The sequence below is a fragment of the Lentilactobacillus dabitei genome (assembly GCF_019061365.1).
GTDB classification, from domain to species: Bacteria; Bacillota; Bacilli; order Lactobacillales; family Lactobacillaceae; genus Lentilactobacillus; species Lentilactobacillus dabitei.
On record NZ_JAHPPD010000036.1, the window covers coordinates 1 to 25851 of the forward strand.

24 protein-coding genes and 1 other annotated feature are annotated in these 25851 nt (G+C 44.2%); of the genes, 14 read left to right on the plus strand and 10 right to left on the minus strand.

Annotated features, from left to right (window positions below; all coding sequences use genetic code 11):
• Positions 1 to 83 precede the first annotated feature (83 nt).
• A complete protein-coding gene (locus KTE19_RS06980) occupies positions 84 to 869 on the plus strand; it encodes a CHAD domain-containing protein (protein WP_217163914.1) in 786 nt (261 codons plus the stop codon).
• Between the two features lie 283 nt (positions 870 to 1152).
• Here KTE19_RS06980 and trpA read toward each other — a convergent pair whose 3' ends face one another.
• From trpA to trpD, 5 genes are read right to left on the minus strand one after another with little or no spacing between them, the layout of a single operon-like run.
• Entirely contained in the window at positions 1153 to 1950 is a 798-nt protein-coding gene (gene trpA, locus KTE19_RS06985; protein WP_217163916.1) for a tryptophan synthase subunit alpha, read from the minus strand.
• Positions 1943 to 3160, minus strand: a complete 1218-nt coding sequence (gene trpB, locus KTE19_RS06990; RefSeq protein ID WP_217163918.1) for a tryptophan synthase subunit beta — start codon at positions 3158 to 3160, stop codon at positions 1943 to 1945. The genes trpA and trpB overlap by 8 nt, the downstream gene beginning before the upstream one ends.
• The gene (locus KTE19_RS06995; protein WP_217163919.1) at positions 3157 to 3744 is read right to left on the minus strand and encodes a phosphoribosylanthranilate isomerase; all 588 of its coding nucleotides are present in this window, start codon (positions 3742 to 3744) and stop codon (positions 3157 to 3159) included. The genes trpB and KTE19_RS06995 overlap by 4 nt, the downstream gene beginning before the upstream one ends.
• 2 nt (positions 3745 to 3746) lie before the next feature.
• Positions 3747 to 4526, minus strand: a complete 780-nt coding sequence (gene trpC, locus KTE19_RS07000) for an indole-3-glycerol phosphate synthase TrpC (RefSeq protein WP_217163920.1) — start codon at positions 4524 to 4526, stop codon at positions 3747 to 3749.
• Positions 4523 to 5548 carry an anthranilate phosphoribosyltransferase gene (trpD, locus tag KTE19_RS07005; RefSeq protein WP_217341938.1) on the minus strand — a complete coding sequence of 342 codons (1026 nt, stop codon included), beginning with the start codon at positions 5546 to 5548 and terminating at the stop codon, positions 4523 to 4525. The genes trpC and trpD overlap by 4 nt, the downstream gene beginning before the upstream one ends.
• 583 nt (positions 5549 to 6131) lie before the next feature.
• Positions 6132 to 6399 (minus strand) — a binding site (T-box leader).
• A gap of 101 nt (positions 6400 to 6500) precedes the next feature.
• On the opposite strand from trpD, the gene KTE19_RS07010 reads away from it, so the two are divergent.
• The 4 genes from KTE19_RS07010 (at position 6501) to KTE19_RS07020 (ending at position 8498) form a co-directional block, all read left to right on the plus strand.
• Complete coding sequence (locus tag KTE19_RS07010; protein ID WP_217163922.1) at positions 6501 to 6839, plus strand: iron chaperone; 339 nt, start codon at positions 6501 to 6503, stop codon at positions 6837 to 6839.
• Between the two features lie 71 nt (positions 6840 to 6910).
• Positions 6911 to 7222: a SemiSWEET family transporter gene (locus KTE19_RS07015; protein ID WP_217163924.1), complete on the plus strand. Its 312-nt coding sequence runs from the start codon at positions 6911 to 6913 to the stop codon at positions 7220 to 7222.
• A gap of 155 nt (positions 7223 to 7377) precedes the next feature.
• Positions 7378 to 7551: a hypothetical protein gene (locus KTE19_RS14330; protein ID WP_430673527.1), complete on the plus strand. Its 174-nt coding sequence runs from the start codon at positions 7378 to 7380 to the stop codon at positions 7549 to 7551.
• Positions 7552 to 7712: 161 nt separating this feature from the next.
• Positions 7713 to 8498, plus strand: a complete 786-nt coding sequence (locus KTE19_RS07020; RefSeq protein WP_217163927.1) for a carbon-nitrogen family hydrolase — start codon at positions 7713 to 7715, stop codon at positions 8496 to 8498.
• A 123-nt stretch (positions 8499 to 8621) separates the two neighbouring features.
• Here the strand turns inward: KTE19_RS07020 and KTE19_RS07025 are convergent, their stop codons facing one another.
• The 3 genes from KTE19_RS07025 to KTE19_RS07035 all read right to left on the minus strand — a co-directional run bounded on the left by KTE19_RS07025 (position 8622) and on the right by KTE19_RS07035 (position 11578).
• Positions 8622 to 9239, minus strand: coding sequence for a sugar O-acetyltransferase (locus KTE19_RS07025; RefSeq protein ID WP_217341939.1), 618 nt, complete (start codon positions 9237 to 9239; stop codon positions 8622 to 8624).
• 211 nt (positions 9240 to 9450) lie between these two features.
• Positions 9451 to 11025 carry an MFS transporter gene (locus KTE19_RS07030; RefSeq protein ID WP_217163548.1) on the minus strand — a complete coding sequence of 525 codons (1575 nt, stop codon included), beginning with the start codon at positions 11023 to 11025 and terminating at the stop codon, positions 9451 to 9453.
• Entirely contained in the window at positions 11009 to 11578 is a 570-nt protein-coding gene (locus KTE19_RS07035; RefSeq protein ID WP_217341940.1) for a PadR family transcriptional regulator, read from the minus strand. The genes KTE19_RS07030 and KTE19_RS07035 overlap by 17 nt, the downstream gene beginning before the upstream one ends.
• A 753-nt stretch (positions 11579 to 12331) precedes the next feature.
• Here KTE19_RS07035 and cls point away from each other — a divergent pair.
• The 6 genes from cls to KTE19_RS07065 all read left to right on the plus strand — a co-directional run bounded on the left by cls (position 12332) and on the right by KTE19_RS07065 (position 16493).
• Positions 12332 to 13792 carry a cardiolipin synthase gene (gene cls, locus KTE19_RS07040; protein WP_217341941.1) on the plus strand — a complete coding sequence of 487 codons (1461 nt, stop codon included), beginning with the start codon at positions 12332 to 12334 and terminating at the stop codon, positions 13790 to 13792.
• A gap of 12 nt (positions 13793 to 13804) precedes the next feature.
• A complete protein-coding gene (locus KTE19_RS07045; protein WP_217163554.1) occupies positions 13805 to 14395 on the plus strand; it encodes a pentapeptide repeat-containing protein in 591 nt (196 codons plus the stop codon).
• Positions 14396 to 15065: 670 nt separating this feature from the next.
• Positions 15066 to 15254, plus strand: coding sequence for a hypothetical protein (locus KTE19_RS07050; RefSeq protein WP_217341942.1), 189 nt, complete (start codon positions 15066 to 15068; stop codon positions 15252 to 15254).
• A 212-nt stretch (positions 15255 to 15466) separates the two neighbouring features.
• On the plus strand, positions 15467 to 15793 hold the full coding sequence (locus tag KTE19_RS07055) for a hypothetical protein (protein ID WP_217163558.1): 327 nt from the start codon (positions 15467 to 15469) through the stop codon (positions 15791 to 15793).
• Positions 15794 to 15984: 191 nt separating this feature from the next.
• Positions 15985 to 16239 carry a type II toxin-antitoxin system Phd/YefM family antitoxin gene (locus KTE19_RS07060; protein ID WP_217163560.1) on the plus strand — a complete coding sequence of 85 codons (255 nt, stop codon included), beginning with the start codon at positions 15985 to 15987 and terminating at the stop codon, positions 16237 to 16239.
• On the plus strand, positions 16236 to 16493 hold the full coding sequence (locus KTE19_RS07065) for a Txe/YoeB family addiction module toxin (RefSeq protein WP_217163568.1): 258 nt from the start codon (positions 16236 to 16238) through the stop codon (positions 16491 to 16493). Before KTE19_RS07060 ends, KTE19_RS07065 begins: the two co-directional genes overlap by 4 nt.
• Before the next feature lie 93 nt (positions 16494 to 16586).
• Here the strand turns inward: KTE19_RS07065 and yicI are convergent, their stop codons facing one another.
• Positions 16587 to 18869, minus strand: coding sequence for an alpha-xylosidase (yicI, locus tag KTE19_RS07070; RefSeq protein WP_217163575.1), 2283 nt, complete (start codon positions 18867 to 18869; stop codon positions 16587 to 16589).
• 258 nt (positions 18870 to 19127) lie between these two features.
• On the opposite strand from yicI, the gene KTE19_RS07075 reads away from it, so the two are divergent.
• From KTE19_RS07075 to KTE19_RS07085, 3 genes are all read left to right on the plus strand, one after another.
• The gene (locus KTE19_RS07075; protein ID WP_249778612.1) at positions 19128 to 20543 is read left to right on the plus strand and encodes an MFS transporter; all 1416 of its coding nucleotides are present in this window, start codon (positions 19128 to 19130) and stop codon (positions 20541 to 20543) included.
• 356 nt (positions 20544 to 20899) lie between these two features.
• Complete coding sequence (locus KTE19_RS07080) at positions 20900 to 22057, plus strand: ROK family transcriptional regulator (RefSeq protein WP_217163577.1); 1158 nt, start codon at positions 20900 to 20902, stop codon at positions 22055 to 22057.
• A gap of 211 nt (positions 22058 to 22268) precedes the next feature.
• Positions 22269 to 24491: a glycoside hydrolase family 3 C-terminal domain-containing protein gene (locus KTE19_RS07085; RefSeq protein ID WP_217341943.1), complete on the plus strand. Its 2223-nt coding sequence runs from the start codon at positions 22269 to 22271 to the stop codon at positions 24489 to 24491.
• An 89-nt stretch (positions 24492 to 24580) separates the two neighbouring features.
• On the opposite strand, the gene KTE19_RS07090 is transcribed toward KTE19_RS07085, so the two are convergent.
• Positions 24581 to 25693 (minus strand): glycerol dehydrogenase, encoded by a 1113-nt coding sequence (locus tag KTE19_RS07090; protein ID WP_217163581.1) that lies wholly within the window; start codon positions 25691 to 25693, stop codon positions 24581 to 24583.
• Positions 25694 to 25851: the final 158 nt, after the last annotated feature.

The following is a 25851-nucleotide window of genomic DNA, read 5'->3' on the forward strand; positions in this document are numbered from 1 at the left end:
TTTGTTTCTTTTGAAATCTTAGTCATAAAAAATACCTCCAAAGCTAAAGTTTTTACTTTAACTTTGGGGGTATAGGTCAAATAATGAAATCAGTTCAGCCTATTTTATCCCAACAATTTAATTTAATTCAAACGGAATTAAAGCGGTTTCGAAACAATCCATATTCCGCGGATCGGGTGCATGATTTACGGGTGGCAATTCGGACTTTACGGGGATTATTTAAATTTTTGAAGCGAGAAATTCCGCAGACGACGTTTGAAGACATTGATCAGACATTAAGTGCTGCTGCAATGATCTTTGGCCCACTGCGGGAATTAGATGTGTTGATTGTCCAGGCTGGTGACTTTGCTTATGCCCATCCAGATAGTGGGAGTGATTATCAAAACTTGTTTCAGGATTTTCATGCCAAGCGTGATGCGGAAATGCAGCGAGTCCTGACCGACAATGTTCAACATCAATTGGTTGCGGATTTGGACAATGTGAAACGACACTTGGCGTCCTTGGCATTCGATCGAACAACTAATTGGAATCAATATGTATTTCGTGAACTGAAGCGACGCGGTGACAAAGTCGTTCGTAATTATCAGCGAGTGGACTTTAACGATTATCTCCGGGTTCACCAAATTCGTAAAAAAGCGAAAACATTAAGATATTCCGCCACGTATTTTGCCGACTTTGCTCCCAAACTGGCTGGTAAGATTGGAAAAAAAGCTAAAACCATTCAGGATGAATCTGGGAAAATTACCGATGCCCATGTCAATGATGGCTTGCTGCAAAAGTTTGCGAATCAGGCTGATAATCCCGCCGAAGCAAAGTTGTTATTACGAATTGCCCGAGCCCAGCGGGAACTGATTGCCAAGAAACATTAAAACGGACTGATAGGGGTTGGTACAAATCCGCCAGCGTTAAATTCTCTGTGGGGTAGCGATCTTACTTAGGGCAACTATTCTTAGACTTAGGGGCTGGGATGTAGATTAACTTCCAATCGGTAATCATCAACTTGGATCGCCGCTGATACTTTGATTAAAGCTGTGCCAAACGGCTGATCCCAGAATTTAATGAAACGGACCAACTATTCCAAAATCAGGAATAATTGGTCCGTTTCGTTAAATTCTGGGATCAAAATGCCCATTATCCCAGTCTTTTGATTCATCAAACAGTTGCTTTTCGGGTATTACTTTCATTAATTGCGCTCCGAATCGATTTCGTAAATTTCTCAACCGCTTCAGGGGCATTTTGCTTTTGTTTGTCAACGATATCAACAATTGCACTACCGATGATCACGCCATCGGCAATGGTGGCCATTTCTTTGGCTTGTTCAGGTGTATGGACACCAAAGCCAATTGCGGTTGGCACGTCGGTATATTGCTTGATTTCGGCAACCAGATCCTTCAAGCCGTTGAAGAATTCGTTTCGTTCACCCGTGATTCCGAGTGATGAGACGACGTAGATGAAGCCGCTGGCGTCCTTGGCAATTTTTTCGATTCGGTGACCAGACGTTGGCGTAATTAATGGAATAATATCGATACCGTATTTGTTGGCAGCCGGCATGATCTCGGCTTTACTTTCATAGGGCATGTCGGGAATAACGAGGCCAGAGATGGCTAATTCCTGACACTTTTTGCAGAAAGCTTCGTAACCATATTTGAAGACGATATTTAAATAAGTTAAGAAGACAATTGGCACGTCGGTTTGTTTCCTAGCCGCTTCTACAATTTCAAAGACGGTCTTGGTTCGAACCCCTGCCGCAAACGCGCGTAGATCTGCCGATTGGATGACGGGGCCGTCGGCGATTGGGTCGGAAAAGGGGATGCCGACTTCAACGATGTCAGCGCCACCCTCAGCTAATGCAACGATGTTGGCAACCGTCGTGTCAAAATCGGGATCGTCAGCGACGACAAATGGAATAAAAGCTTTATGGTTTTTAAAAATGTTAGCGAGATTACTCATCAATATCGACTCCTTTATATTTGGCGATGCTGGCAACGTCTTTGTCACCCCGTCCAGAGAGGGTGCAGACGATGATTTGGTCCTTAGTCATGGTTGGGGCAACCTTTTCAACGTAAGCAATGGCGTGGCAGCTTTCAATAGCGGCAACAATGCCTTCTTCTTTGGCGATGTATTCAAAGGCTTGAACGGATTCGTCGTCAGTGATGCCAACGTATTGAGCCCGGCCTTCTTTGGCGAGGGCAGCGTGTTCAGGACCAACTCCCGGATAATCCAATCCTGCTGAAATTGAGTAAACTGGGTTGATCTGGCCATCGTCATTTTGAAGGAATAATGATTTCATGCCATGGAAGATCCCAACTGACCCGCGTTCAATAGTTGCGGCGGTTTTATCGGTGTTAACGCCTTTACCAGCGGCTTCCACCCCAACTAATTTAACGCTGGGGTCGTCGATGTAGTCGGCAAAGCTACCGATGGCGTTACTACCGCCACCAACACAGGCAACAACCATGTCAGGCAGGGTGTTTTCTTTGGCCTTCAATTGAACCTTTGATTCTTTACTGATGACGCTTTGGAAATGTTTGACCATTTCTGGGAATGGGTAAGGACCCACAGCTGAACCCATGACGTAGAAAGTGTCCTCGCAACGGGTTGCCCATTCTTGCAAGGCCGCGTTAATGGCATCTTTTAGCACCATTGAACCGGTGGTTACGGGATGAACTTTCGCCCCTAAGAGTTCCATGCGATAAACGTTTAATTTTTGACGATCAGTATCTTCCTTGCCCATGAAAATTTCACATTCCATGCCAAACAATGCGGCAATTGTGGCAGTGGCAACGCCATGTTGGCCGGCACCGGTTTCGGCGATCAAACGTTTCTTGCCGAGGTGCTTTGCTAACAAGGCTTGGCCAATCACGTTGTTAATTTTGTGAGCACCAGTGTGATTTAGATCTTCGCGCTTGAGATAGATCTTGGCGCCACCGAGGTCTTCGGTCATGTTTTTAGCGTAGTAGAGCAATGATGGGCGGTTGGCATAGTTGACGAGCAAGTCATGCAATTCTGCCTTAAAATCTGGATCATCTTTCAATGTATGGAAGGCTTTATCGACCTTTTCTAATTCGGTCATCAATGTTTCTGGAATGTATTGACCGCCATATGTACCGGCATAAATGCCAGCGCGGTTATCTTTTGTTTCTTCTTTTAATTTTGTCATAGCACAACTTCCTCTTTCGCATTTTTTATAAATTCAGTTATTTTAGTTGGATCTTTTAATTGATTGGTTTCAACGCCGCTGGAAACATCGACAATATCTGGGTGGACGATGCTAATGGCGTGATTGACATTGGTAGGGGTTAGGCCGCCAGCTAAAATGAGGGGCCGGTCAATTTCAGGGATTACCTGCCAGTTGAGCACTTGCCCACTGCCTTTGCCGCTGTCAACCATCAAGTAGTCTGCTTGGGACGTTAAATCAATGGCTTGCCGTTCAAAAACTTGAATGACTTTGAGGCCGGCAGCTTGGAGCTTGGCAATTTCTCCAGGAGTACTTTTCCCGTGAAGTTGGGCAATATCGATGGCCCCCGCATGGTAACTGGCCAAGATGTCGTCGGTTGACTCGTTGACAAAGACACCAACGGTTGGGATGTTGTGATTCAGATGCCGACGCAACGCCAGTGCCGTTGTCAACGAAACCTGGTGCCGACTTGGGGCGAACACAAAGCCGGCAAAATCAGCTTCAGCAGCGTTCACTGCTTGAATATCTTGAAGGCGCATTAAGCCACAAATTTTAACTTTGACCATTATTAAGCCTCCTTGAACGACTTGATTAATGCTTGTTTATTGGCGGATCTCATTAAGGTTTCCCCCATGAGGATGCCGTTGAAGCCGGCAGCAGCTAATTGAGCAACGTCCGCCTGAGTCTTGATCCCACTCTCGGCAATGACTGGGATGGATCCTGGGACCATTGCCCTGAGCTTGAGACTGTTATTAAAATCAACGTGGAAATCTTTGAGATTCCGATTATTGATCCCGACGATCTTGGCGCCAGACTTCAATGCGCGGGTCACTTCATCATCGGTGTACGCTTCAACAATTGCCTGCATGCCGAGGCTTTCGGCTAATTCACGGTATTCTTTGAGCTGCTGGTCGTCCACGATGGCAACGATTAGTAAGATGATTGAGGCCCCATTAGCCTTGGCTTCGTAAATCATGTAAGGATCAATGGTGAAATCCTTGCGTAAAGTCGGTGCTGAGACTGCTTGGCTGATTTCTTTCAGGTAATTGAGCCGCCCATTGAAATAATCAGGTTCGGTTAACACTGAAATTGCATCCGCCCCAGCAGCATCGTAAGCCTTGGCAATTTGCAAGTATGGAAAGTCAGTGACAATCGTTCCCTTAGAAGGGGAGGATTTTTTAACTTCGGAGATGACGTGCAAACCGGGCTGTTTCAGGATACTCAGAAAATTGGGCTTGCTGCTGGCTGGAAGTTGGGCAACCCGCTGCTTTAACTGATTCAGTGGAAGTTCCGCTTCATGTTCAGCAAGCCTCGACTTGGTTGCGGTGACTAAATCGTCGAGGATCATGCCACCACGTCCTTGCGCTTGTTTGAAAAGGCAATCAAGCTGTTTAATTCTGCTTGAGCTTTGCCGGTGTCGATTGTCTTGGCAGCTAAGTCAATTCCTTCTTGAATTGAAAGTTCTGGGTGAGCGAGGTGTAGGGCAGAACCGGCATTTAGTAAGACGATGTCACGCTTTGGCCCCTTCTTGCCAGCCAGAATATCGCGGGTAATTTGACCGTTATCATCAGGTGTGCCACCAACCAGGTCTTGGCGGTTAGCTCGCTTGAAGCCAAATTGTTCTGGGGTTAAGACGTACTTGGTTAATTTGCCATCTTTTAATTCAACGACGGCGGTTTCGTCTGCGACCGTCATTTCATCCAAGCCATCACGGCCGTGGATCACCATGGCATTTTTAACGCCTAACTTCTTGAGGACGTTTGCTAACGGTTCAAGCAGGTCTTCATCATAAACGCCGAGAAGTTGGCGAGTGGGGTGGGCTGGATTAGCCAGTGGCCCTAAGATGTTGAAGATGGTGCGGATGCCTAATTGCTTGCGAACTGGGGCAACATACTTCATGGACTTGTGGTATTCCTGAGCAAATAAGAAGCAGAGGTTGTTTGCTTTCAAGCTGTCAAAGCTGGTAGCGGGATCTTCGTTGATGTCGAGGCCAAGGGCTTCAAAGACATCAGCGGCACCACTCTTAGATGAAGCGGCCCGGTTACCATGTTTGGCAACCTTGGTACCAGTTGCGGCAACGACGATAGCGCTGGTGGTTGAAATGTTGAAGGTGTTGGCGTGATCACCACCGGTTCCAACAATTTCTAAGACATCTTTAGTGGCAGGGAACTTCAGTGCATGATTTCGCATCGATGAAGCAGCTCCGGCGATTTCGTCGATAGTTGGATTTTTAGCGGTTAAAGCAGTCAAAAGACTGGCAGTTTCAATTTCGGAAGTCTCGCCGTTTATAATTTCATCAAGTACGGTTTGGCTTTCAGCAAAGGTTAAATCTTCGTGGTGAACAACTTTTTCAATGGCTTGTTTGATCATGATATGTGCCTCCAATTTTTAGTGAGCGGAGTAAAGCGGTTAGAAGTCGGAGTGTAAGTCTCCGCCGAGGGAAATTCCTGGTTCTGGAATTTTTCTCGGTGGTGCTTACACGCAGACTTCTGCTTTACGAAGCTGTCCTAGTATAGTGAGCGGATCCAAGCGGTTAGGGATCGGAGTGTAAGTCTCCTCGAACGGAAATTTCGGTTTTGGGAATTTTTGTTTGAGGTGCTTACATGTAGATCCCTGCTTGGAGGAGCTGTCCTAAAAATAGTGAGCGGATCCAAGCGGGAATAATCGGAATATAAGTCTGCTTCTGCAGAAATCCTGGTTTGGGGATTTTTGCAGAAGGTGCTTATATGCAGATTGCTGCTTGGAGGAGCTGTCCTAGTATAAGTGTCTAATTTTATATTGATTGAAATTCAGTATGTGAATCGCCATCGTTTAATTTCTTTGGTATTCATTTGAAAGGCCTCCAGGAAAATTGATTGGTTGAATGTTATCTAGCTAAAATGTGTTTCAACGAACCAGATGCGGTTCTCGTCACACTCTGGCCACAAAAAAATCCGTCCATAACTTTATACAAGTTAAGGACGGATTATTCCGCGGTGCCACCTTAGTTCAATTAATCAGGGTAGATAAAAATCATCTATTAAGTTCCCCAATTAATTACGCTTAGCGAGAGACTAACATCCCTCCGACAACTGACGTATGCCAACACGTTTTTCCGTACTCGAGAACTTTCGGGAAAACCCTCAGTGGTCCATTTAATTATCTGCGTTCGGCTGCACTCCCATCAACGGCAGCTCTCTGTGCGTGCACAATAATCTTGATCTCCACTTCATCGGTTTTATGGACGAATTAATTGTTGCTTTGTATATTAGAGCTTTATAATTAGATTGTCAACAGATTTTAATTAAATAATTTTCAATGATAATCAGAGAGGGTGCCAAAAATGAAAAAAGTTATCAAAGCCTACATCACCAAACAGCCGGTAGATCGGCAATCTCAACTCAACGAACTGTATCAAATCATTGCCGCAGAAATGCCAAAAAGTACCACTGAAAAAATATCATATGGGATGCCAACCTTTTACTTTCACAGAAATATTATCCACTTTGCCAATTTTAAACGTCACTTGGGCATTTATCCGGGTTCTAAAGCGATTGTCGAATTTGCCACTCAGTTAACGAAATATCAAACGAGCAAAGGAGCCATCCAACTTCCCGTCAACAAGCCATTACCCGCCGAATTGATTCGCCAAATCGTGAGGTACAATCTCCAAATCGACTAGCTTTCCTCATATAGAAGTGGTATCACGGAACGTATAGGAAACAGTTATTGAAAATCAATGGAGGGAATTTAGTGCAAAATCAGTTGAGCCACCCAGGCGGCCATTCAGTACACACCAATAAACATATTTTAAGTGAGGACAGGATCGTGGGTGATATTGCGACGATTGCCAATATGATCATGTACATCTCATACATAGGAGAAATCGTGCAAAATTTGAACGGTAATCCAACGTCATTTATCCAGCCGTTTTGCGCAGCCATCAATGCAGCATTGTGGGTTGCTTATGGTTGGGTTAAACCTAAACGAGATTGGATTTTGATTGTTGCCGATGTGCCCGGGGTCATATTTGGGTTGGTAGCTGCGATCACGGCTATAATATAAAAAGTCAGAACCGAATACTTAAACTTTGAATTTAATCACGATATAATGCAATTGGTATGTACTGGCAAATACTCGTTAACATAGGAAAATATCTATGAAGATACCAACTGAAAATGGACTTGTAAAGGTTCGCAGGCAAGGAAACTCAAACCACAATCACGTTACCGAAGTATCTTGATGTTAAGGTTGGTCAAGCCTATTATTCAATCAAACAGGATAATGGGCAGATTATTCTGATTCCCCAAGTTGAAGACTACTTTTCATCTGCGGGAATGGATTTGAGACAGTACGAAGATTATCTGCCAGAGGGAGGAGAATGTCATGATTGAAATCCCTAAAGCAGAAAGAAATTGCATTTTCAAATTTCGGTCCAAGTAAGGGGCACGAAATTCGACAACCTCATCCGGTGCTCGGATTGAGCAAGTCTCATTGAATTTCAACTCATCAGCATTTTAGTGTTAAGAAATTAGGAGAATATTGGAGGCATCTAATGAAAGTAACCATTTCACTCGCCCAACTAGACGTTTACTTCGGTGATCCAGATAAAAATTTTGCCCAGATTGAACCAGCAGTTAAACAGGCTGCTCAGGAAGACGCCGATATTGTGGTGTTTCCAGAGATGTGGAATACCGGCTACGATTTGACCCGCCTTAACGAGGTTGCCGACCAGAACGGCGATCGTACTCAGGCGCTATTAGCCCAGTTAGCAAAAAAGTATCAGATTACCATTCATGGCGGTTCAGTATCGACGGCCAAGAATGGGGCTTTTTATAATACGACCTATATTTTTGGCCCGGATGGTGATTTACTCACCTCGTATGATAAAGTTCATTTATTTGGCCTGATGAATGAGGATAAATATTTGGCAGCTGGTCACGAAGAGAATCATTTTCAGGTGAAGGGGATCAATGCGACGAGTGTGATCTGCTACGACATTCGGTTTCCGGAATGGTTGCGAACCCTCAGCTTAGATGACAGCCGGATTATTTTTGTGCCTGCTGAATGGCCGACTGCTCGAATGAATCAATGGCGGCGACTACTGGCGGCTCGGGCTATCGAGAATCAGAGCTTTGTGGTTGCCGTTAATCGGGTTGGCAGTGATCCGGATAATCCATTTGGTGGCCATTCCGGCATTTATAATCCGATGGGCGATGAAATCGTAACGTTAAACGATCAGCCACAACTCAAAACGGTAACGATCGATACTAACGAAACTGATGATGCCCGCGGTTTCATGCCGGTATTTGAAGACCGGCGACCGGAATTGTATCGCTAATTTAGTTAAGTAATTGATACACACGACATATAGAAAAATATGTCGTATATTGAACCTGGGATAAAATCAAATAAGTGCCAAGCAAGATTAAGGAATTTCCTCAATTTTGCTTGGCACTTTATTTTAAAATCGGTCTTTTTTTAAGTGAATATCATCTTTTTCAGTAATTTCTCGAATCACCTTGCAGGGATTGCCGACTGCAAATGAATTCGCTGGAATATCCCGGGTAACCACGCTGCCGGCACCGATGACACAACCCTCACCAATTGTAACGCCACCAATGACTGTCACGTTGCTGGCTAACCAGCAGTTGCTGCCGATCGTTATTGGCTTGGCGTATTCATCGTCATATTGACTGCCATCCGGCTTGGTTTTTATATTCCGTTCTTGGAAACGCAAAGGGTGAACGGGAGTCACCAACGTCACGTTAGGGCCAATTAGAACATCATCACCAATTTTGATGGGGCCAGAATCTAGAACGGTAAAATTAAAGTTGGCGTAAAAGTTTTTGCCAGTGTCAGTATATTTCCCATAATCAAAGAACATAGGCCCCTGAATAAAGGTGCCTTCTTGGTGGTTGGGTAACAGCTCATCTAAAATGGCGTTGCGCTGATCAACTTTTTCTTCGTCTAAACTGTTATATCGTTGGCAGAGTCGATGGGCAGCCACTCGTTCCCCAGCTAGTTTGGGATCGCCAGTATCATAGATTTTGCCACTAAGCATTTTTTCAGTTGCAGTCATGATAATCCTCCAATAACTTATTTAATGAGTTAATTTTAGAGGAAATGTAAGCGCTTGTCGAATAGAAACCCTGAGTTTTTTCTAAATGCGTGAGGGGGCATCTCGGTCCAACACTTAAATTGGCGGCTGAAATTTGCCAGATTACTATAGCCCAATTCGAAAATGAGAGCCAAATCCGTATGGGGGTTGACTCTCATTAAGTATCTATCAATTATTTATCCTGTTTTAGCTCAATATCCTGGCTCGCAATCCGGTTTCTCATCAAAATTGCCGCCCCTAATGCCCCAAAAAGCACAAGGACCCCAGAAGAAATTGCTACTGCCGCCATGCCGTTATCGTAGGCAGCGATGACGATTTTTTGAAGTGTTGAGGCAAATGGCATTTGCTGCATGCGGGCTGAGAACGCGATCGTGTGACCGGAAAATGGCCCGGCGTTGACTAACGCATCTTTGATCCCATTAACGACTTTAGCCGGCATCTGAATGAGGTGCAGATGATTATTTAAATGAGTTTCATATTGGGCATCTTGGATTAATCCCAAGCCAACCACGCCGACGGTTGTTCCAAACTGGCGGAAGACGTTAAGCAGGCCGGAGACCATGCCCATTTCTTGGGGAAGGGCGCCTTCCATGCCAGCTGTGTTCAGTAATGGGTTGACCATTCCGTTGGTGATCCCCATCAGTACCATTCCTGGCCACAATTCAACGAAACTAACTGTTGGACTGATTGCGTAAGCCATGGCGAAGAAGCCGATCCCGCCGATAACCATACTGCCAACAATCATCCACTTTTTCGAGAAGCGAGAACTGAGAATACCGGCAACTGGGCCCAGTACCAGCGACCAACCACTAATGGTCAACTGGCGGACTCCAGTTTGGACGGCTGAGTAACCGATGTAGTTTTGCATCAAGGCCGTTAAAAAGGCGTTGTAGGCGTAGATTCCGGCACCTAATGCGAAAGCAATGATGATGGTTCCTAAGAAATGAGGACGTTTGAACATCTTGATATCAATCATTGGATCGCCAACTTTGGTTTCAATGAAGACAAACACGATCATGACTAAGACCCCGCCGACAAGCAAGCCACTAACCCGGGCATCGAGCCATGACCAGTGAGGGTGACTTTCTTTAACAATCAAGCCATAGATCACCGCAAACAACCCGATCGCTGAAGTGATCATCCCAGCCAAGTCAATTTTGTGGTTCTTCCCATAACTTGGGGTTTCCCGCACATAAATCAAGGTTAAAATCACGGCAATGATGCCAAACGGAACGTTGACGTAGAAAATGGATGGCCAGCCAAAATGTTCAACCAAATAACCACCAATTAACGGTCCCGAAGCAGCAGAGGCCCCGATAATGGAGCCGAGAATTCCAAGGGCCAACCCACGATCTTTGCCATCAAAGTTAGAGGCAACTAGTGCCATTGAAAGAGACGTCATCCCAGCACCACCAATTGCCTGAACTCCACGACCGATGTCTAGGATTAGTAAATTAGGTGCCATTCCGTTGATTGCGGATGCCACCACAAATAAAATGAGTGAGCCCAAGAAGATTTTTTTGCGACCGTACATGTCACCTAATTTGGACATAATCATTAATGTGACAGCATAAACCAAGGTGTAGGCGTTTAACACCCACTGCAAATCCGTAAAGGTGGTTTTAAACCCGCGGACCATTGTGGGTAAGGCCACGTTGACGACAGTGACATCAAGTAATCCCATGAAAACGCCGAGCCCCATTGCGGTGAGGGCGATCCATTGCTGTGTTTTAGTTTGCTTCTTCATTTGTTTTTCCTCTGTTCTGATTGATTTCTTGGCGACATTTTTCAACCCAACGTTGTTTTGCCTGGCAGATTGAAATGCTTAAATTAAGTGAGCGGATTGCCCAGCGGAGATGATCGCGGTTGTCTGGATCGCTGTCCATTAGAGTATGTAAATGATCATGGACGGTTTGATAGGCCTGTAAATCAGCTTGAACTGAGTTCGCGTACTCATTGAAAATTCGCAACTGGGTAGCTGGATCAACGCCAGCCATTCCTCGAAACTTAAAGCGAAAAATTGATTCGCGTTTGGCGTCTTGGGCGACCGGTTCCGCCATGAGTTCGGTAAACCGTTTGGCGCCGAGATCGGTAAGATGGGCCAACTTTTTATTGCGGTGATTCTTTTCAATGACTTTAAATTCGATGTAATCATGCGCTGCTAATTTCTGAAGCAGTGGGTACATCACGCCATTGGAAATTTCTCGGCAAGGAACCAGACTACTTTCTAAAATCCCTCGTAATTTATAACCTGACATGTCGCGTGAGGTCAGCATGCCAAGAATTAAGAGTTCGTACAAAGTGAAACCTCCATTTGTTAATGTGTCGAAGCGACTTATCTATAATAGGTCGTTGAGATGGGTAATGCAAGAAAAAAGTGTGCGTAGCAAAGCGGTTAGAAGTTGGAGCACAAGCCCCTCCCAGCGTAAATCCCGGTTTTGGGGATTTACGCTGGGAGGGGCTTGTGTGCAGACTTCTGCTTTGCGGAGCACCATTCGGCAATGTAGCCTAATCCGTAAATCCCGGTTTTGGGGATTTACGCTGGGAGGGGCTTGTGTGCAGACTTCTGCTTTGCGAAGCACCATTCGGCAACGTAGCCTAACCCGGTAATCCCGGTTTTGGGAATTTACGCTGGGAGGGGCATATGTGCAGACTTCTGCTTTGCGCCAAGTAGGCTAGGCGCGTTAACGCGGCCGTCGAAGCACGGTTCGCCCGTGTAGCCTAATCCATTTTTGCAGAATCAAAAACCAACCTGTTTATTCAACGAGGTTGGCTTGGCGCTACTATTCTCATATGAAAATCTAATGAGCATTGTTTTGTGACGCATTCTACCGATTCATTCGGCGATAAATCAAATATAAAATCAGGGCAAAAATAAGCCCAAAACCGATTAATGGTTGTTCTCTAAAAATCAAATGGAGAAAATACACGGAGTGGAAGCCGTGAATTCCTACAACAAAAAAATTAAATATATTCATAATTTTTGGCTTCTTTCTAGTATACTAACAGTTGTAATCTTATTTTAGACCAAAAATGGCCGTCAGGAGGAAAATATGAATATTGATTGGTCATTGATCTTCAACATCATCGTTGTGGTCAACGCAATTTTTGCTATTTTTACCGTGTTTAGGGAGAAACGAGACATTGCTGCTATCTGGGCGTGGTTGCTGGTGCTGGTCTTTTTGCCGCTAGTTGGTTTCATTGCCTACGCCTTTCTTGGCAGAAAGCTGCCTAAAAATCGGTTATTCAAATTACATAAGCACATGCAAATGCAGCTGGATGAACGACTGAATGAACAGCGAAAACAATTGGGTCACAATGCCAAGACGCCCGCCGATGAAGTCGTTAAGCGGTCGCGGACAGCCGTTGATATGTTCATGACAACAGATGCTGCTTTCTTGTCCCGGCAAAACAAAGTTCACATTTTTACGAATGGCAATGATCTCTTTCACCGCGTGATCGAAGACATTGAGGGCGCCAAAAAGAGCATTCACATTGAATTTTACACGTTTTATAACGATAAAATTGGTAATGAAATTCTTGACCTTTTAGTCCGAAAAGCCAAGCAGGGCGTTGAAGTCCGGGTCATCTACGATTCTTGGGGGTCAATGGGAACAACCCGCAAATTTTTCAAGCCATTAATTGATGCGGGCGGCCACGCCTTTCCATTCTTGAACACCCGCTCAGTTGTCTTGGATTTCCGGATTAACTTTCGTGATCACAGAAAGATCATCGTGGTTGATGGGATCATCGGCTATACCGGTGGCTTCAACATTGGCGACCAATACCTCGGCCGCAAGAAAAAGTTCGGCAATTGGCGTGATACCCACATTCGCATTATCGGGTCCGGTGTTTTTGGCCTGCAGGCGCGCTTCATTCTTGATTGGAACGCAACCAGTCCCCGGGATCAAATTGATGAAGAGGAAGTTGAAGCGAAATACTTCCCAGTTACGACCACTAAAGGTAATGTTAACATGCAAATCGTTTCCAGTGGGCCGGATTCGGACTTGCAGCAGATTAAGATGGGCTATATTAAGCTGATCACGATGGCTAACGATTATTGCTGGATTCAGTCGCCGTATTTAATCCCAGATGACAGTGTGCTGGATGCGTTGCGGATTGCCGCCATGTCCGGCGTTGATGTTCGGATTATGGTTCCCAGCATGCCGGATCATCCGTTTGTCTACCGGGCCACCCAGTACTATGCTCACCAATTGGCCGAAGAAGGGGTTAAAATTTACTTCTATAATAATGGCTTCATCCATTCGAAGACGATGGTCATCGACGATGAAATTTCTTCGGTGGGGTCAGCCAACTTGGACTACCGCAGCTTCAAGTTGAACTTTGAAATCAACTCGTTTATTTATGATCAAAAATTCTCAACAGAAATGCGCGACATTTTCTTGAACGACATGGACGAAAGTACCTTGCAAACGCCTGAACGGTTTAAGCAACAATCGCTATGGCTCAAGTTTAAGCAAACGTTTAGTCGCTTATTATCACCGATTTTGTAGTTAGAGGCCAAAATGACAATCATTGGGAAAAAACTGACATTTGAAGACATTGAGCCTGGTAATACTTACGAGAATTGTCGATTTGCAACCTCAATGCAGGAAATCCGGGTGTCTGATGTCACTTTTAAACAGTGCCAATTTGAGCAGGATAACTTTGGCGGCAGTGAATGGCTTGATTGTACCTTTAACAATAGTTCGTTTGCCAATGACCGATTTGAGGGGAGTACCTTCTATCGGGATCAATTTGAAAGCTGTCAGCTGATTGGGGTCGAGTTTCAGGAGAATAATTGGAAGGATTGTACCATTAATGATTCCGGAGTTGATTATGCTAATTTTAGCGGTTCCAAGTTGAATCATTGCACTTTCACCAATTCCAGCTTCAAAGAAGTCTACTTTAGATACCTTAAATTGGTTGGTGGGCTCAAAACTAGCCGCTGCAATTTTGAAGGAGCCAGTTTCGTCGACACCAAGCTTAAAGGAGTCGATCTGTCCCAAAGTGAGTTTGGCTATCTGGAAGTGAACCCGGATGATTTAAAGGGACTGACGATTAATCAGTTCCAAGCTGCTTCGCTTATTGGATTGCTCGGAGTTAACGTTAAATAATTCGGTAGGCAAATCAATTGAAAGCCATTGCCAATTCGAAGTATAATAATAGTGGAAGGTGAATAGGCTAATCACCTGTTAGGCAAGTGAAAGATATACAGTAATGTGTAGGCGCTAAGTCATCGAGCTTAGATCCGTGTAGCTTGTCAGTACCACTCAACAGAAGAACGAAACGAAATGTTATACCGACCAGAAGTTATGGTCAATGATTGGTCTAATACCTTTCAGAAAGTATTGTTAGATAGTGCCGCATCACTCAGAGGGCGATGGGGTTCTATTTTTTGTAAGCAGTTGCTTTGGGTTGTACTTGTATAAACACTCATATGAGTATATGATATAATCAAGTTAGTAAGTTCAGTTCATTACTTGGCCTGCTAGCCTAGTGAATTTCGAATGGTCTACACCCCTCAATTATTCTAATTCACGGAGGTGGTTGCCATGTCGAAGTGAATGGGTCGGAGGTATCTTATCCGCTCGCAATAACTTGCGCCACGACGTTTTATATCGTTTGTCGTGGGGTTGTGTGTCTATCAATTGCGTATAGGAATATAAAAAAAGCTAACCGTTAATAACGATTAGCCAGCCTCATCATTCTAATTCACGCTTGTAGCTGTTGGAGGGACTTCCAGCAGCTACTTTTCATATACAATAATATCATAAGGTGATAAATATGGCAAAGCAAAGGTACACGGAAGCACAACGGGAAGCCAACGAACGATGGCGGAAGAAGAATCGTGAACGGATGCAATATCTAAATAAACGTTCAATTACGAAGCATTTTATCAGTGATTTGGCGACAGATGACGACTTAAGAGAGATACAAGAGTGGGTACGAGACCGGCTTAAACAAAACGAGTAAAAAATGCATTCAGTAGCATGGAGAGTGTGTGCGATAACGGCCGTTCTTGTAATAAAGGCTAAAAGCACTTTTCATTTTCAAATGGGGGGTATAATTAACCCCATAAAATTACCGGTTAGTTATATCGTGATAAACAAACGGTGCTAATTTTATTAAAAAGGAAAGTACGATATGGATTTGATCATGATTGCAAATACGAGGAGAGGTGCTACATGGACGCATTAAAGAAATTAAGCGAATTGCATGACTACGTGAAGAAAAATTATGAACAAGGCAATTACGATAGTGCCAAAACCGACTACCAGCAATGGGCAGACAGTTCGACTCATCGTGATCATAGTTCGGCTACTGCAACTCAAAGTGATTACCAGATGGGCTTCGAACAAGCAGTCCGTGATCATGAGCAGAACCGTGGTTTCCGTCATTATCCAGAAAGCTTGGTTAAGTTCGGGAATACGGTGACTGACAATCAGATGGTCGAGTTGTCCGAATTTATCAAAGGGTATCATGAAGGTGAGAAGCACGTTCAAGAATCATAAAATTGTGTTCTGGTAGTAAAAAAGTTCTTTTGGTCAGTAAATGGCCAGAAGGACTTTTTGATGGTTTATTCAGATTGCGCTTGAAATTTTTGAGAAATCATTCAAACCGATTTAACTATTACGTACATTATTCTGTACAAAATAAGCGAACCGTTATATACTTTGAGTACAAATTATGGGAGGCGGCTAACTTGGAAGCAACCAACATGACTGATTTTAGAAATAATATCCGGAAATACCTTGATAAAGTTGTTGATGATTCTGATAATCTGACAATTACTCGACCTCATGGTAGAAATGTAGTGGTTATGAGTCAAGACGATTACGACAATTTAATTGAGAATATGTATGTGGTCGGTAACCCAACTAACCGAAACCACCTTGATAAATCAATTGAAGAAGCCAAGCAGGGTAACTTGACGAAAGTCGATCTTAAAGACCTATGAGAGAAATTTACTTTACGGACGAAGCATTAAGCGATTTGCGTTATTGGAAAAAGCACGATGAGAAAAAAGTTCAAAGAATCAAGTCGCTCTTAGCAAACATTTCCGAAACACCATTTAAGGAGATTGGAAAGCCGGAACTACTTAGATTTGATTACTCAGGAAAATGGTCCCGTAGAATTGATCAGGAAAATCGATTGATTTACGGCGTTGAAACCGATCGAATCCTTGTTTATCAAGCTAGATATCACTATTAACGAAAAGAGAGCTTCTAATGGCATCATACAGCCATTAGAAACTCCTTTTTGTAATAATCAAGATTAATTTGTATCGATTTTTAGTCAGAATCGTTAGATATTAAACGTTGATTCTTTACCAGCCATCACGAACTCTTTAACGTCACTATCCATATGAATCAAGACTTTTGAGTTACCCTTCAAGCCTTTGGTCGTAACGGTCACTTGATTACCTTGGCGAGTGACAGATACAGAACCTGCGTGGGCGCCATGCTGGTCAACGACTCTGGTTGTCGCTTCGGCACCGTCTAAGATTTCGTAAACGTTAATATCAGGAGCATCCGTGTAATCATACTCGGCGTGTCCCGCAGCCGGATTTCTCAAGATGATGCTGTTTTCTCGGGCCAACAATGGCAGATTTAAGTTGTCATATTGTTCAGCGAGCCATTCGCCACCCTTTGAGATGTCATACGTCTTTTCGGTGAGAATGTTGGTCCATTTGCCAGCTGGCAGGTAGTACTTAACATTGCCTTCCGCGTTGAAGATTGGCGCAACCAGTAACTTACTGCCAAGCATGTATTCATGCTCAAGGAAGTAAGTGTTGCGATCCTTGGTGAATTCCAGGAATGCAGGCCGCATCAATGGCGTGCCAGTCTCATGCGTATTAACAGCTTCATCGAAAAGATAAGGCATCAAGGAGAGCTTCAAATCCACAAACTTGCGGGTATTTTCGACCGCTTCTTCATCAAACAACCACGGCACCTTGTACTGAACACTGCCGTGATAACGGGAGTGAGACGATAGGAGGCCAAATTGGGTCCACCGTTTGTACAAATCTGGCGTCGCATGTTCCTCGAATCCACTGATATCATGGCTCCAGAAGCCAAAGCCGGAAACGAGGAATGAGAGGCCGCCACGAAGGGAATCGGCCATTGATTTGTAGCGGGAAAGGTTGTCGCCACCCCAATGAACTGGGAACTTTTGCGAACCAACAGTCGCTGAACGGGCAAAGACAACCGCTTGGTCGGCTCCCTTTTCTTGTTTGAGCAAGTCATAAACCGCTTCATTATATTGATAAGTGTAGTAATTATGCTCACGTTTCGGATCGGAACCGTCAAAGAATACGGCGTCTTCAACCGGAATTCGCTCACCAAAGTCGGTCTTGAAGCAGTCAACGCCCATGTCAAGTAAGGCCTTTAACTTGCTTTGGTACCACTTAACGGCGGCAGGATTCGTGAAGTCAACGAAACCATTTCCGGCTTGCCAGAGATCCCATTGCCAAACGTTGCCATCTTCACGTTTAATGAAGTAGCCATTTTGACGGCCTTCTTCAAACAACGGCGATTTTTGGGCAATGTAAGGATTGATCCAAACGCAGACCTTAATCCCGCGGTCATGGATCTTTTTGATTAAGCCTTCTGGATCGGGGAATTGTTCAGGATCCCAAAGGAAGTTACACCATTCGAAGCCTTTTTGCCAGAAGCAGTCGAAATGGAAAACGTCTAATGGAATCTTGCGGTCACGCATGCCATCAATGAACTTCATAACGGTTTCTTCCCGATAGTCGGTGGTAAATGAGGTTGATAACCAAAGGCCAAATGACCAAGCGGGTGGTAGTGAAATTTGGCCGGTCAAGCGGGTGTACTTGTTCAAGACATCTTTTGGCGTCGGCCCATCAATCACGTAGTACTGCAAGGATTCGCCCTCAACACTAAATTGGGTGCGGTCAACGTTTTCCGAAGCAATTTCAAACGATACTTTTTCCGGTTGGTCAACGAAGACACCGTAACCTTCACTGCTCAAATAGAATGGCACGTTTTTGTAAGCTTGTTCGCTACCAGTACCGCCATCCCGGTTCCAAATGTCTACGGACTGGCCATTTTTAACCAAGGCAGTAAAGCGTTCGCCGAGGCCATAAATCAGTTCATCGACGCCCATGGAGAGCTGCTCCCGCATGTAATGCTTATTGGTGTCCTTATCATGAATGACCCCTTCAGCCTTCTCCATCGATTTCGTAATCACCTTATCTTCATGGAGAAAATCGAGTTCGAAATCGGATTTAAACGGTACTTTTACGGTTAATGAACCGGATTTGAACGATAATTCTTTATCACCGGTTTCGATGGCAACATTAGGATGTTCATTTTCCAATTCAAATGAAGGCCCAGGATTGTTTTGATCAAAGTGGGTTAATTTAACCCCGATCACACCCTCAACAGGGGAGGTCAACTTAATCGTTGTCATTCCCAGGTTCAGTTCGTCATTGCGATCGTTAATCTTATTAAATGGTGCGTAGAGCGTTAATGAATCGTCGGTCTTTCGATAATCAAAAACTTCTTTTGGCGACTGAATCTCGTATTGAGGTCGAGTCAACCAGTAACCATCAGTAAACTTCATAAAGCGACACCTCTGAATTTGTATTTGAAAGTTGAATTTATTAATCGTCACCAACAGTGTAATTGTTCCGAAAATGTTTGTCAACGCTTTCATCAGAAAACGTTTGTGATGTTGCTATAATAGTGGGGATCTCGTTGGAATAACTTCTATGCTAAAAAAAGCATGCCAAATATTATTGACTTATGTAATCGGTTACAATATAATTCAATTCGAAAGTTGAATTTATTAATGTTAAACAAAACTGACGAGGTGTTCATTATGAAGCAAACAGTTTCCAATGGTGAAGCGTCCAAGCCAAAGCCCACAGCTGCTCTCAAGAACATGGTGCCCTGGAATGAACGATTCTCATATAGCTTAAGTGATTTTGCCTGTAACCTATCATTTCAAATGGTGGGAACCTATTTAATGATTTTCTATACGGATACATTTGGAATTAGTGCCGCTGCAGTGGGGACGTTGTTCCTAGTTGCCCGGATAGTTGATGCTTTTGACGGTCCTTTCTGGGGCATCATGATTGATCATACCCATACGAAATGGGGGAAGAGCCGGCCGTATTGGTTGTGGTTCTCGATTCCATTTGCGGTCTTCTGTGTTTCGGTATTTACCACACCAAACCTGAGTTTAACGGGTAAGCTCGTTTGGGCCTATATTACCTATATTGGTGTCGATGTTCTTTATTCGGCAGTTAACATTCCAATTACTTCGATTTTGCCATCATTGACCAGCAATCCCCAAGAACGAGTAACCTTATCAACGATTCGCCAATTTATGGGAACCGCCGGCGCTGCGATCATTACTGGAATTACCTTGACCATGGTTGCCTTCTTTGGCGGTGGTTCCACAACTAGTGCTCATGGTTGGTTCATTTGGGCATTAATTGTTGGAATCGTGGTTGTCCTGATCTTTGCGGTTGTCTTTAAGAACACGAAGGAACGGGTTCAAACCAAGAGTTCGCGTCAATCAATTCCGATCAAAGAATCACTAAAGGCGCTCAAGCGTAACTGGCCTTGGGCAATCATCATCTTTATCAACTTCATTTACTGGATGGGGATGCAGACCCGTTCTCAAGTGACGGTTTACTTCTTCAAATACAACATGAATAATGCCGGTTTGGCTTCGTTTGTCTTGAGTTTGCAATTTGTCTCACTGTTAGCAGTTGTTTTAACACCACTGACTTCCAAACTGATTGGAAAACGAAATACGATGTTAGCGGGAATGATTATGGCAGTTGCCGGCCAACTATTGTTAAGCGTTGGGGCGACTCACTTGAGTGTGACGATCATTATTATTGCCACGATTATCGGCTATCTTGGTACCGGGTATGTTTCCGGCTTGATCGCTGTTATGCTGGCGGATGCCGTGGATTATGGCGAATGGAAGAACGGTGTCCGGGCCGAAGGAATTGTAACCTCATTCTCAAGCTTCAGTGCCAAGCTTGGAATGGGAATCGGTGGTGTCATTACAGGTTGGATTCTGTCAGTTACGGGTTACGTTGCCAATAAGACCCAATCCGCTGCGTCACTACACGGAATTGAAATGAACTATATTTGGGTGCCATTATTGGGATTTGCCCTTTCCGCAATTGCCTTGATGTTCTATCATGTTGATAGTATCGAAAAGAAGATGCAAACGGATTTGGCAGCTAAACATAAGAAGGAAAATGAAGAAGCTTAGTGAGCGGAGCTAAGCGATTAGAAATTGGAGCATAAGTCTCCTCAACCAGAAATTCCCGGTTTTGGAATTTGTGGTTGAGGTGCTTATGTGGAAATTTCTGCTTTGCGGAGCACCATTTGGCTATGATGCCTGAGGAATCTTGGACTTGGATTTCTGGATAAGGTGCTTACATGTAGATCCCTGTTTGGAGGAGCTGTTCTAAGAGAGTGAGCGGATCCAAGCGGTTAGAAGTCGGAGTGTAAGTCTCCACCGAGAAGAATTCCTGGTTCTGGAATTTTTCTCGGTGGTGCTTACATGCAGACTTCTGCTTGGAGGAGCTGTCCTAATCCCAATAACAAAAAAGTGAGTGGGTAACATTGATTATTAATAAAGAAGTGATGAGAAATCATAATGAACGAACGGTTCTTCAAGCGATTATCAATAATGGACCGATTTCTCGCAATGACATGTCAAAATTGTTGGGTTTGAATAAAATGTCGGTTTCAGACATTGTCGGTACCTTTATTGACCGAAAATTGGTCAACAGCCTAGGCGAAGACAAATCTACCGGAACAAGCGGCAGAAAGCCTGAACTTGTCGAGTTTAATGCTTCATATGGTTACGTTATCAATTTCAGCATTTCCGGACACCAACTCGAGATGTTGGCAACCAAGCTGGACGGGCGGACGCTTGAACACAGCATCCAGCCGATTAATAACCAATCAATTTCTCAAATTTCAGCAATGATGGAAGAACAAATCAATCAGTTACCCAAATTTGATTCGGTCAACGGTCTGCTGGCAATTTCAATTGCGATTTTTGGAGTGGTTTATGATGGTGAAATTATTACTTCACCGTTTACTGATTACGATGATTTTGACCTGGTGGGCTTCTTCCGGGATAAGTATTCAGTTCCAGTCATTTTGGAAAACGAAGCGAACCTGTCTGCAATTTTCGAACAAGATTTTAGTAAGCAGGAGTTGCAAAATATCGTCTCAGTTAGTATCCACGAAGGAATTGGGGCTGGTATCATCTTGAATACGCAGCTGTATACGGGGAATTATGGTCAAGCCGGTGAAATTGGCCGGATTATTATTCAGGATGAAGGCCGAAAGAAAAGACGGCTAACTGCGCTGCCAAACTTTGATTCGGAATGGTCCCAAACCCGAATTATCAAGAAAGCCGGTGCCCTCAAAAAGAATCAGGCTTATGCACTGGCAGACCTAATCAACGATTATAATCATGGTGATCCAGACGTTGCAGAGTTGATTGAAGATTTCTGCTACCACCTGGCGATAGTAACGGCGGATCTGATTGCAGCGTATGATCCGCAAATGATCTTTTTCAATTCACCATTAATTGAACAAATCCCAGAAGTTTTGAAAAATATTCAAATGAAATTAACCTTCATGCCGCTGGTACCGCCACTGGTTATGTCAAAGGATGTAAACTTGGCAACCTTACTAGGAGGCGCCTCAATGGCAATCCATAAGGCTTTGGATATGAAGGGAGTTAGATTGATTTTTCACCATTAGGATAGTGTGCGTAGCAAAGCGGTTAGAAGTCGGAGCATAAGCCGGTTTCAACAGAAATTCCGGTTTTTGGAATTTGTGTTGAAGCCGACTTATGCTATGCAGATCAACCCTAATCCATATAATCTATTTTTTTGACAAAAATACCCACGTACACTCGTTTTACCAGTCACCAACATAACCAACACACAAACAAATTGGAAGTGATACTCACATGAAATTAGATCACGATTTAATCAATCAACTAACCTTAAAAGAAAAGGCTGCTCTCGTGTCAGGCAAAGATTCCTGGTACACGGCCACAATTGAGCGGCTTGGTTTAAAACCAATGATGATGTCTGACGGGCCATCTGGCTTGCGAAAACAGGTTGGGACCTCAGAGCAAACCAATATTAACGATAGTGTTGAAGCGGTTTGTTTTCCAGCATCGGCGCTGACAGCCTGTTCGTTTGACCGCGAACGCCTTAACCAACTTGGCGAACATTTAGGAGTTGCCGCTAAAGCTGAGAAACTGGGAGTTTTGCTGGGACCGGGGATTAATTTAAAACGTAGCCCGCTTGCTGGCAGAAACTTCGAGTATTTTTCTGAAGATCCCTATTTAGTGGGTGAATTAGCGGCTGCCTACGTTAAGGGAGTCCAATCTGAAGGCGCTGGGGTCAGCGTCAAACATTTTGCGGCTAATAACCGCGAGGATCAGCGGTTTACTTCATCTTCAAATATCGACGAACGAACGTTGCGGGAACTATATTTGGCAACCTTTGAAAAGATCGTTAAACAAGCTGATCCAGCCACAATCATGTGTTCATATAATGAAATCAACGGCACCCTCAATTCACAGAATCAGCGCTTGTTAACGAAAATTTTGCGTGATGAATGGGGATTTAAGGGACTGGTCATGTCTGACTGGGGCGCGGTAGCTGATCATACGGCTGCTGTCAAAGCCGGCTTAGATCTGGAAATGCCTGGTAAGGGCACCGAGTCCGTTGACGAAATTGTGGCCGCTGTTGAAGACGGATCGTTACCCAAAAAAGATTTGGATCGCGCGGTTAACCGAGTTCTGAAAATGATTAAAAATTGGCAACCTGATGATGCTGACCAAAGCGGCTCGTACGACATGGACGAGCAGCATGAATTTGCCCGGAAATTGGCAACGGATAGTTTTGTGTTATTGAAAAACGAACATCATGTTTTACCAGTTAATGAAGGTGAAAAGCTGGCGGTGATTGGTGAACTCGCTGAAAAGCCACGCCATCAGGGCAGTGGCAGCTCTCACGTTAACGCTCATCATTTGGTCACCCCACTGGCAGCGATCAATCAGGTTCGCCCAGATGCGACCTATGTGGCTGGTTATTCGCTGGCGACTGATGACGTCAATTCAACAGCTGTTGCGGAGGCGGTTTCGGCTGCTAAATTCGCTGACAAAGTCATTATTTTTGCCGGCTATCCAGAGCGAATGGAATCGGAAGGCTTTGATAAAACTAGTATTGATCTTCCTGCCAACCAAAATCAGTTAATTGACGCGGTGAGTCAAGTTAACGATCAGGTGATTGTGGTGTTGCAAAACGGTTCGGCGATCCGAACCCCTTGGATTGACAAGGTTGCCGCCACACTGGAAACTTATTTAGCTGGTGAAGCAGTGGGTGAGGCCGCTTGGGATGTGTTAAGCGGTAACGTAAATCCTTCAGGTAAATTGGCTGAAACTTTCCCATTACGGTTGGAAGATACACCAAGTTACCTAACGTTTGATGCGGATCCGGATGAAGAAAATTATCGTGAAGGCTTATTCATGGGTTATCGCTACTATGATAAAAAGAAGCAGCCGGTCCAGTTCCCGTTTGGTTTTGGACTGAGCTACACGACTTTCAAGTATGACGATTTACAACTCAAAGTTGGCGCTGATCACGTGTCAGGGAGCCTGCGGGTTACAAATACTGGTTCCCGTTCAGGTGCCGAGGCTGTCCAAATTTACGTTGGTAATCGGACTAGCCGAATTGAGAAACCGGTGAAGACGTTGGTAAATTTTGTGAAGGTTTCCCTGGCCGCTGGTGAGGAAAAAGTGGTTACTTTTGATTTAGATCAGCGCGCATTTAGCTGGTATAATCCGAAAATTGCCAACTGGCAGCTTGATAACGGTGCGTATGAAATTCTTGTAGGGTCAAGCAGTGCTGATATTCGATTGAATAAAATGATTGAGCTGAATTGGACACCGGAACGACCGATCAAAGTGGATCAGAGAACTTACATTGGTGATTTGATTAAGCAGGATAAGTTCGCCGAGGCCGTCAAACAAGCTGGCTTATCAGACATCTTCAGTAAGCTAGCTGATGACAATGATCCCACTGCCAAGATGTTTCAGAATATGCCGCTGCGAGCTGCGACGACGATGGGTGTTTCACCTGAAAAGATTAACGAACTGATTGAGATTATGAATAACTAACATGGATATATGTCGATTAAAAAAGTACCTACGAATTCAAATCGTAGATACTTTTTTAATGTCATTAATTGAGTTTTTTTAGCGAACCATTATTCTTTAAATTCGTTCCCTTGATAATCCGAACTATATTGGTCCACAGCCTTGATGGCGGCAAAGACGTCATCCGGTGTAATCTCAGTTGGCATGCACTTCATCGTATCGTTTTCGTCGCAAGCTTGGGTGGCAACCTTCATTAAGTCCTTATCTGAAGCATCACCAAGGTGAAGGTCGGCTAAGGTTGTTGGTAGACCAAGCTTCAAGTCAAAGTTCAGGAATTTTTCGAAGCGCTTCTTGTCACTGCCATCGAGGATCAATTCCACCAGTGTACCATAAGCGACTTTTTCACCATGAGTTAAGTGATGAATATCACCGGACAATGCGGTGAAGCCATTATGAATCGCATGAGCCGCTGCTAGGCCACCACTTTCAAAGCCAAGGCCACTCAATAAAGTGTTTGCTTCAACCACTTTATCCAAAGCAGGCGTAGCGACGTGTTGCTTGTTGGCAGAAATTGCTAATGGACCGTATTCAAAGAGCGTATCTTCACAAGCTTGGCCAATTGAGCCGGCCACGATGGTTTGTTTAGCGCCCAACATGTTATTGGCATTGGCGGTCCGAACATCGGTTGCTTCAACGTTGGTAGCTAATGCATCGGCCATGCCAGAAATTAAGAGATGAACTGGGGCGCCGGAAATAACCTTGGTGTCCAGCAAAACAATTTCTGGGTTCTTTTTATAGAAGCGATAGTGATCAAATTGCCCCTCATCGGTATAAATAACTGAAAGTCGTGAACATGGTGCATCGGTTGAGGCAATCGTTGGGGCAATCATTACGGCAATTCCCAAGTTGTCAGCAATGGCCTTTGCTGAATCGGCGGTCTTTCCGCCGCCCAGGCCGATGATGATCTGATCTTGGCTATCTTGACCAATCTTCGTCACTCGATCAATTTCTGTTTCGGAAGCTTCACCTTTAAAGGTGACCAGGTTGACATCAAACCCATTTTTTTCTAAGTACTCGTTAAATTCATTACCAACAATTTTCAGAACGTTTGAATCCGAGAGAAGTAAGACCTTTTTACCATATTTTTCGATGTAAGATGAACTGTCGAACAATTCACCTGGACCCTGAATATAGGTGCTTGGACTAGCAAATAATTGTGTCATAGTATCATGAAACCTCCTATCATGATTATTTCACTTGCACCTTTAGTATAGTGGGTCTGGAAGCGGAAACAACTAAATGGCTTGAATTTACACTTTAAGTGCAACACTAATTAAATAAAGAATGGCCCATGGCCAAATTTCTGTAAAATGATGTTTGC

What these genes read in the sequence shown, in the direction of transcription:
- KTE19_RS07090 (WP_217163581.1), bottom strand. Translation starts at nt 25,693, where the DNA reads ATGACACAATTATTTGCTAGTCCAAGCACCTATATTCAGGGTCCAGGT.
- KTE19_RS07050 (WP_217341942.1), top strand. Translation starts at nt 15,066, where the DNA reads ATGGCAAAGCAAAGGTACACGGAAGCACAACGGGAAGCCAACGAACGA.
- KTE19_RS07030 (WP_217163548.1), bottom strand. Translation starts at nt 11,025, where the DNA reads ATGAAGAAGCAAACTAAAACACAGCAATGGATCGCCCTCACCGCAATG.
- yicI (WP_217163575.1), bottom strand. Translation starts at nt 18,869, where the DNA reads ATGAAGTTTACTGATGGTTACTGGTTGACTCGACCTCAATACGAGATT.
- KTE19_RS07025 (WP_217341939.1), bottom strand. Translation starts at nt 9,239, where the DNA reads ATGACTGCAACTGAAAAAATGCTTAGTGGCAAAATCTATGATACTGGC.
- KTE19_RS07020 (WP_217163927.1), top strand. Translation starts at nt 7,713, where the DNA reads ATGAAAGTAACCATTTCACTCGCCCAACTAGACGTTTACTTCGGTGAT.
- trpC (WP_217163920.1), bottom strand. Translation starts at nt 4,526, where the DNA reads ATGATCCTCGACGATTTAGTCACCGCAACCAAGTCGAGGCTTGCTGAA.
- trpD (WP_217341938.1), bottom strand. Translation starts at nt 5,548, where the DNA reads ATGATCAAACAAGCCATTGAAAAAGTTGTTCACCACGAAGATTTAACC.
- KTE19_RS07010 (WP_217163922.1), top strand. Translation starts at nt 6,501, where the DNA reads ATGAAAAAAGTTATCAAAGCCTACATCACCAAACAGCCGGTAGATCGG.
- KTE19_RS07075 (WP_249778612.1), top strand. Translation starts at nt 19,128, where the DNA reads ATGAAGCAAACAGTTTCCAATGGTGAAGCGTCCAAGCCAAAGCCCACA.
- trpB (WP_217163918.1), bottom strand. Translation starts at nt 3,160, where the DNA reads ATGACAAAATTAAAAGAAGAAACAAAAGATAACCGCGCTGGCATTTAT.
- KTE19_RS07045 (WP_217163554.1), top strand. Translation starts at nt 13,805, where the DNA reads ATGACAATCATTGGGAAAAAACTGACATTTGAAGACATTGAGCCTGGT.
- KTE19_RS07085 (WP_217341943.1), top strand. Translation starts at nt 22,269, where the DNA reads ATGAAATTAGATCACGATTTAATCAATCAACTAACCTTAAAAGAAAAG.
- KTE19_RS06980 (WP_217163914.1), top strand. Translation starts at nt 84, where the DNA reads ATGAAATCAGTTCAGCCTATTTTATCCCAACAATTTAATTTAATTCAA.
- cls (WP_217341941.1), top strand. Translation starts at nt 12,332, where the DNA reads ATGAATATTGATTGGTCATTGATCTTCAACATCATCGTTGTGGTCAAC.
- trpA (WP_217163916.1), bottom strand. Translation starts at nt 1,950, where the DNA reads ATGAGTAATCTCGCTAACATTTTTAAAAACCATAAAGCTTTTATTCCA.
- KTE19_RS07065 (WP_217163568.1), top strand. Translation starts at nt 16,236, where the DNA reads ATGAGAGAAATTTACTTTACGGACGAAGCATTAAGCGATTTGCGTTAT.
- KTE19_RS06995 (WP_217163919.1), bottom strand. Translation starts at nt 3,744, where the DNA reads ATGGTCAAAGTTAAAATTTGTGGCTTAATGCGCCTTCAAGATATTCAA.
- KTE19_RS07055 (WP_217163558.1), top strand. Translation starts at nt 15,467, where the DNA reads ATGGACGCATTAAAGAAATTAAGCGAATTGCATGACTACGTGAAGAAA.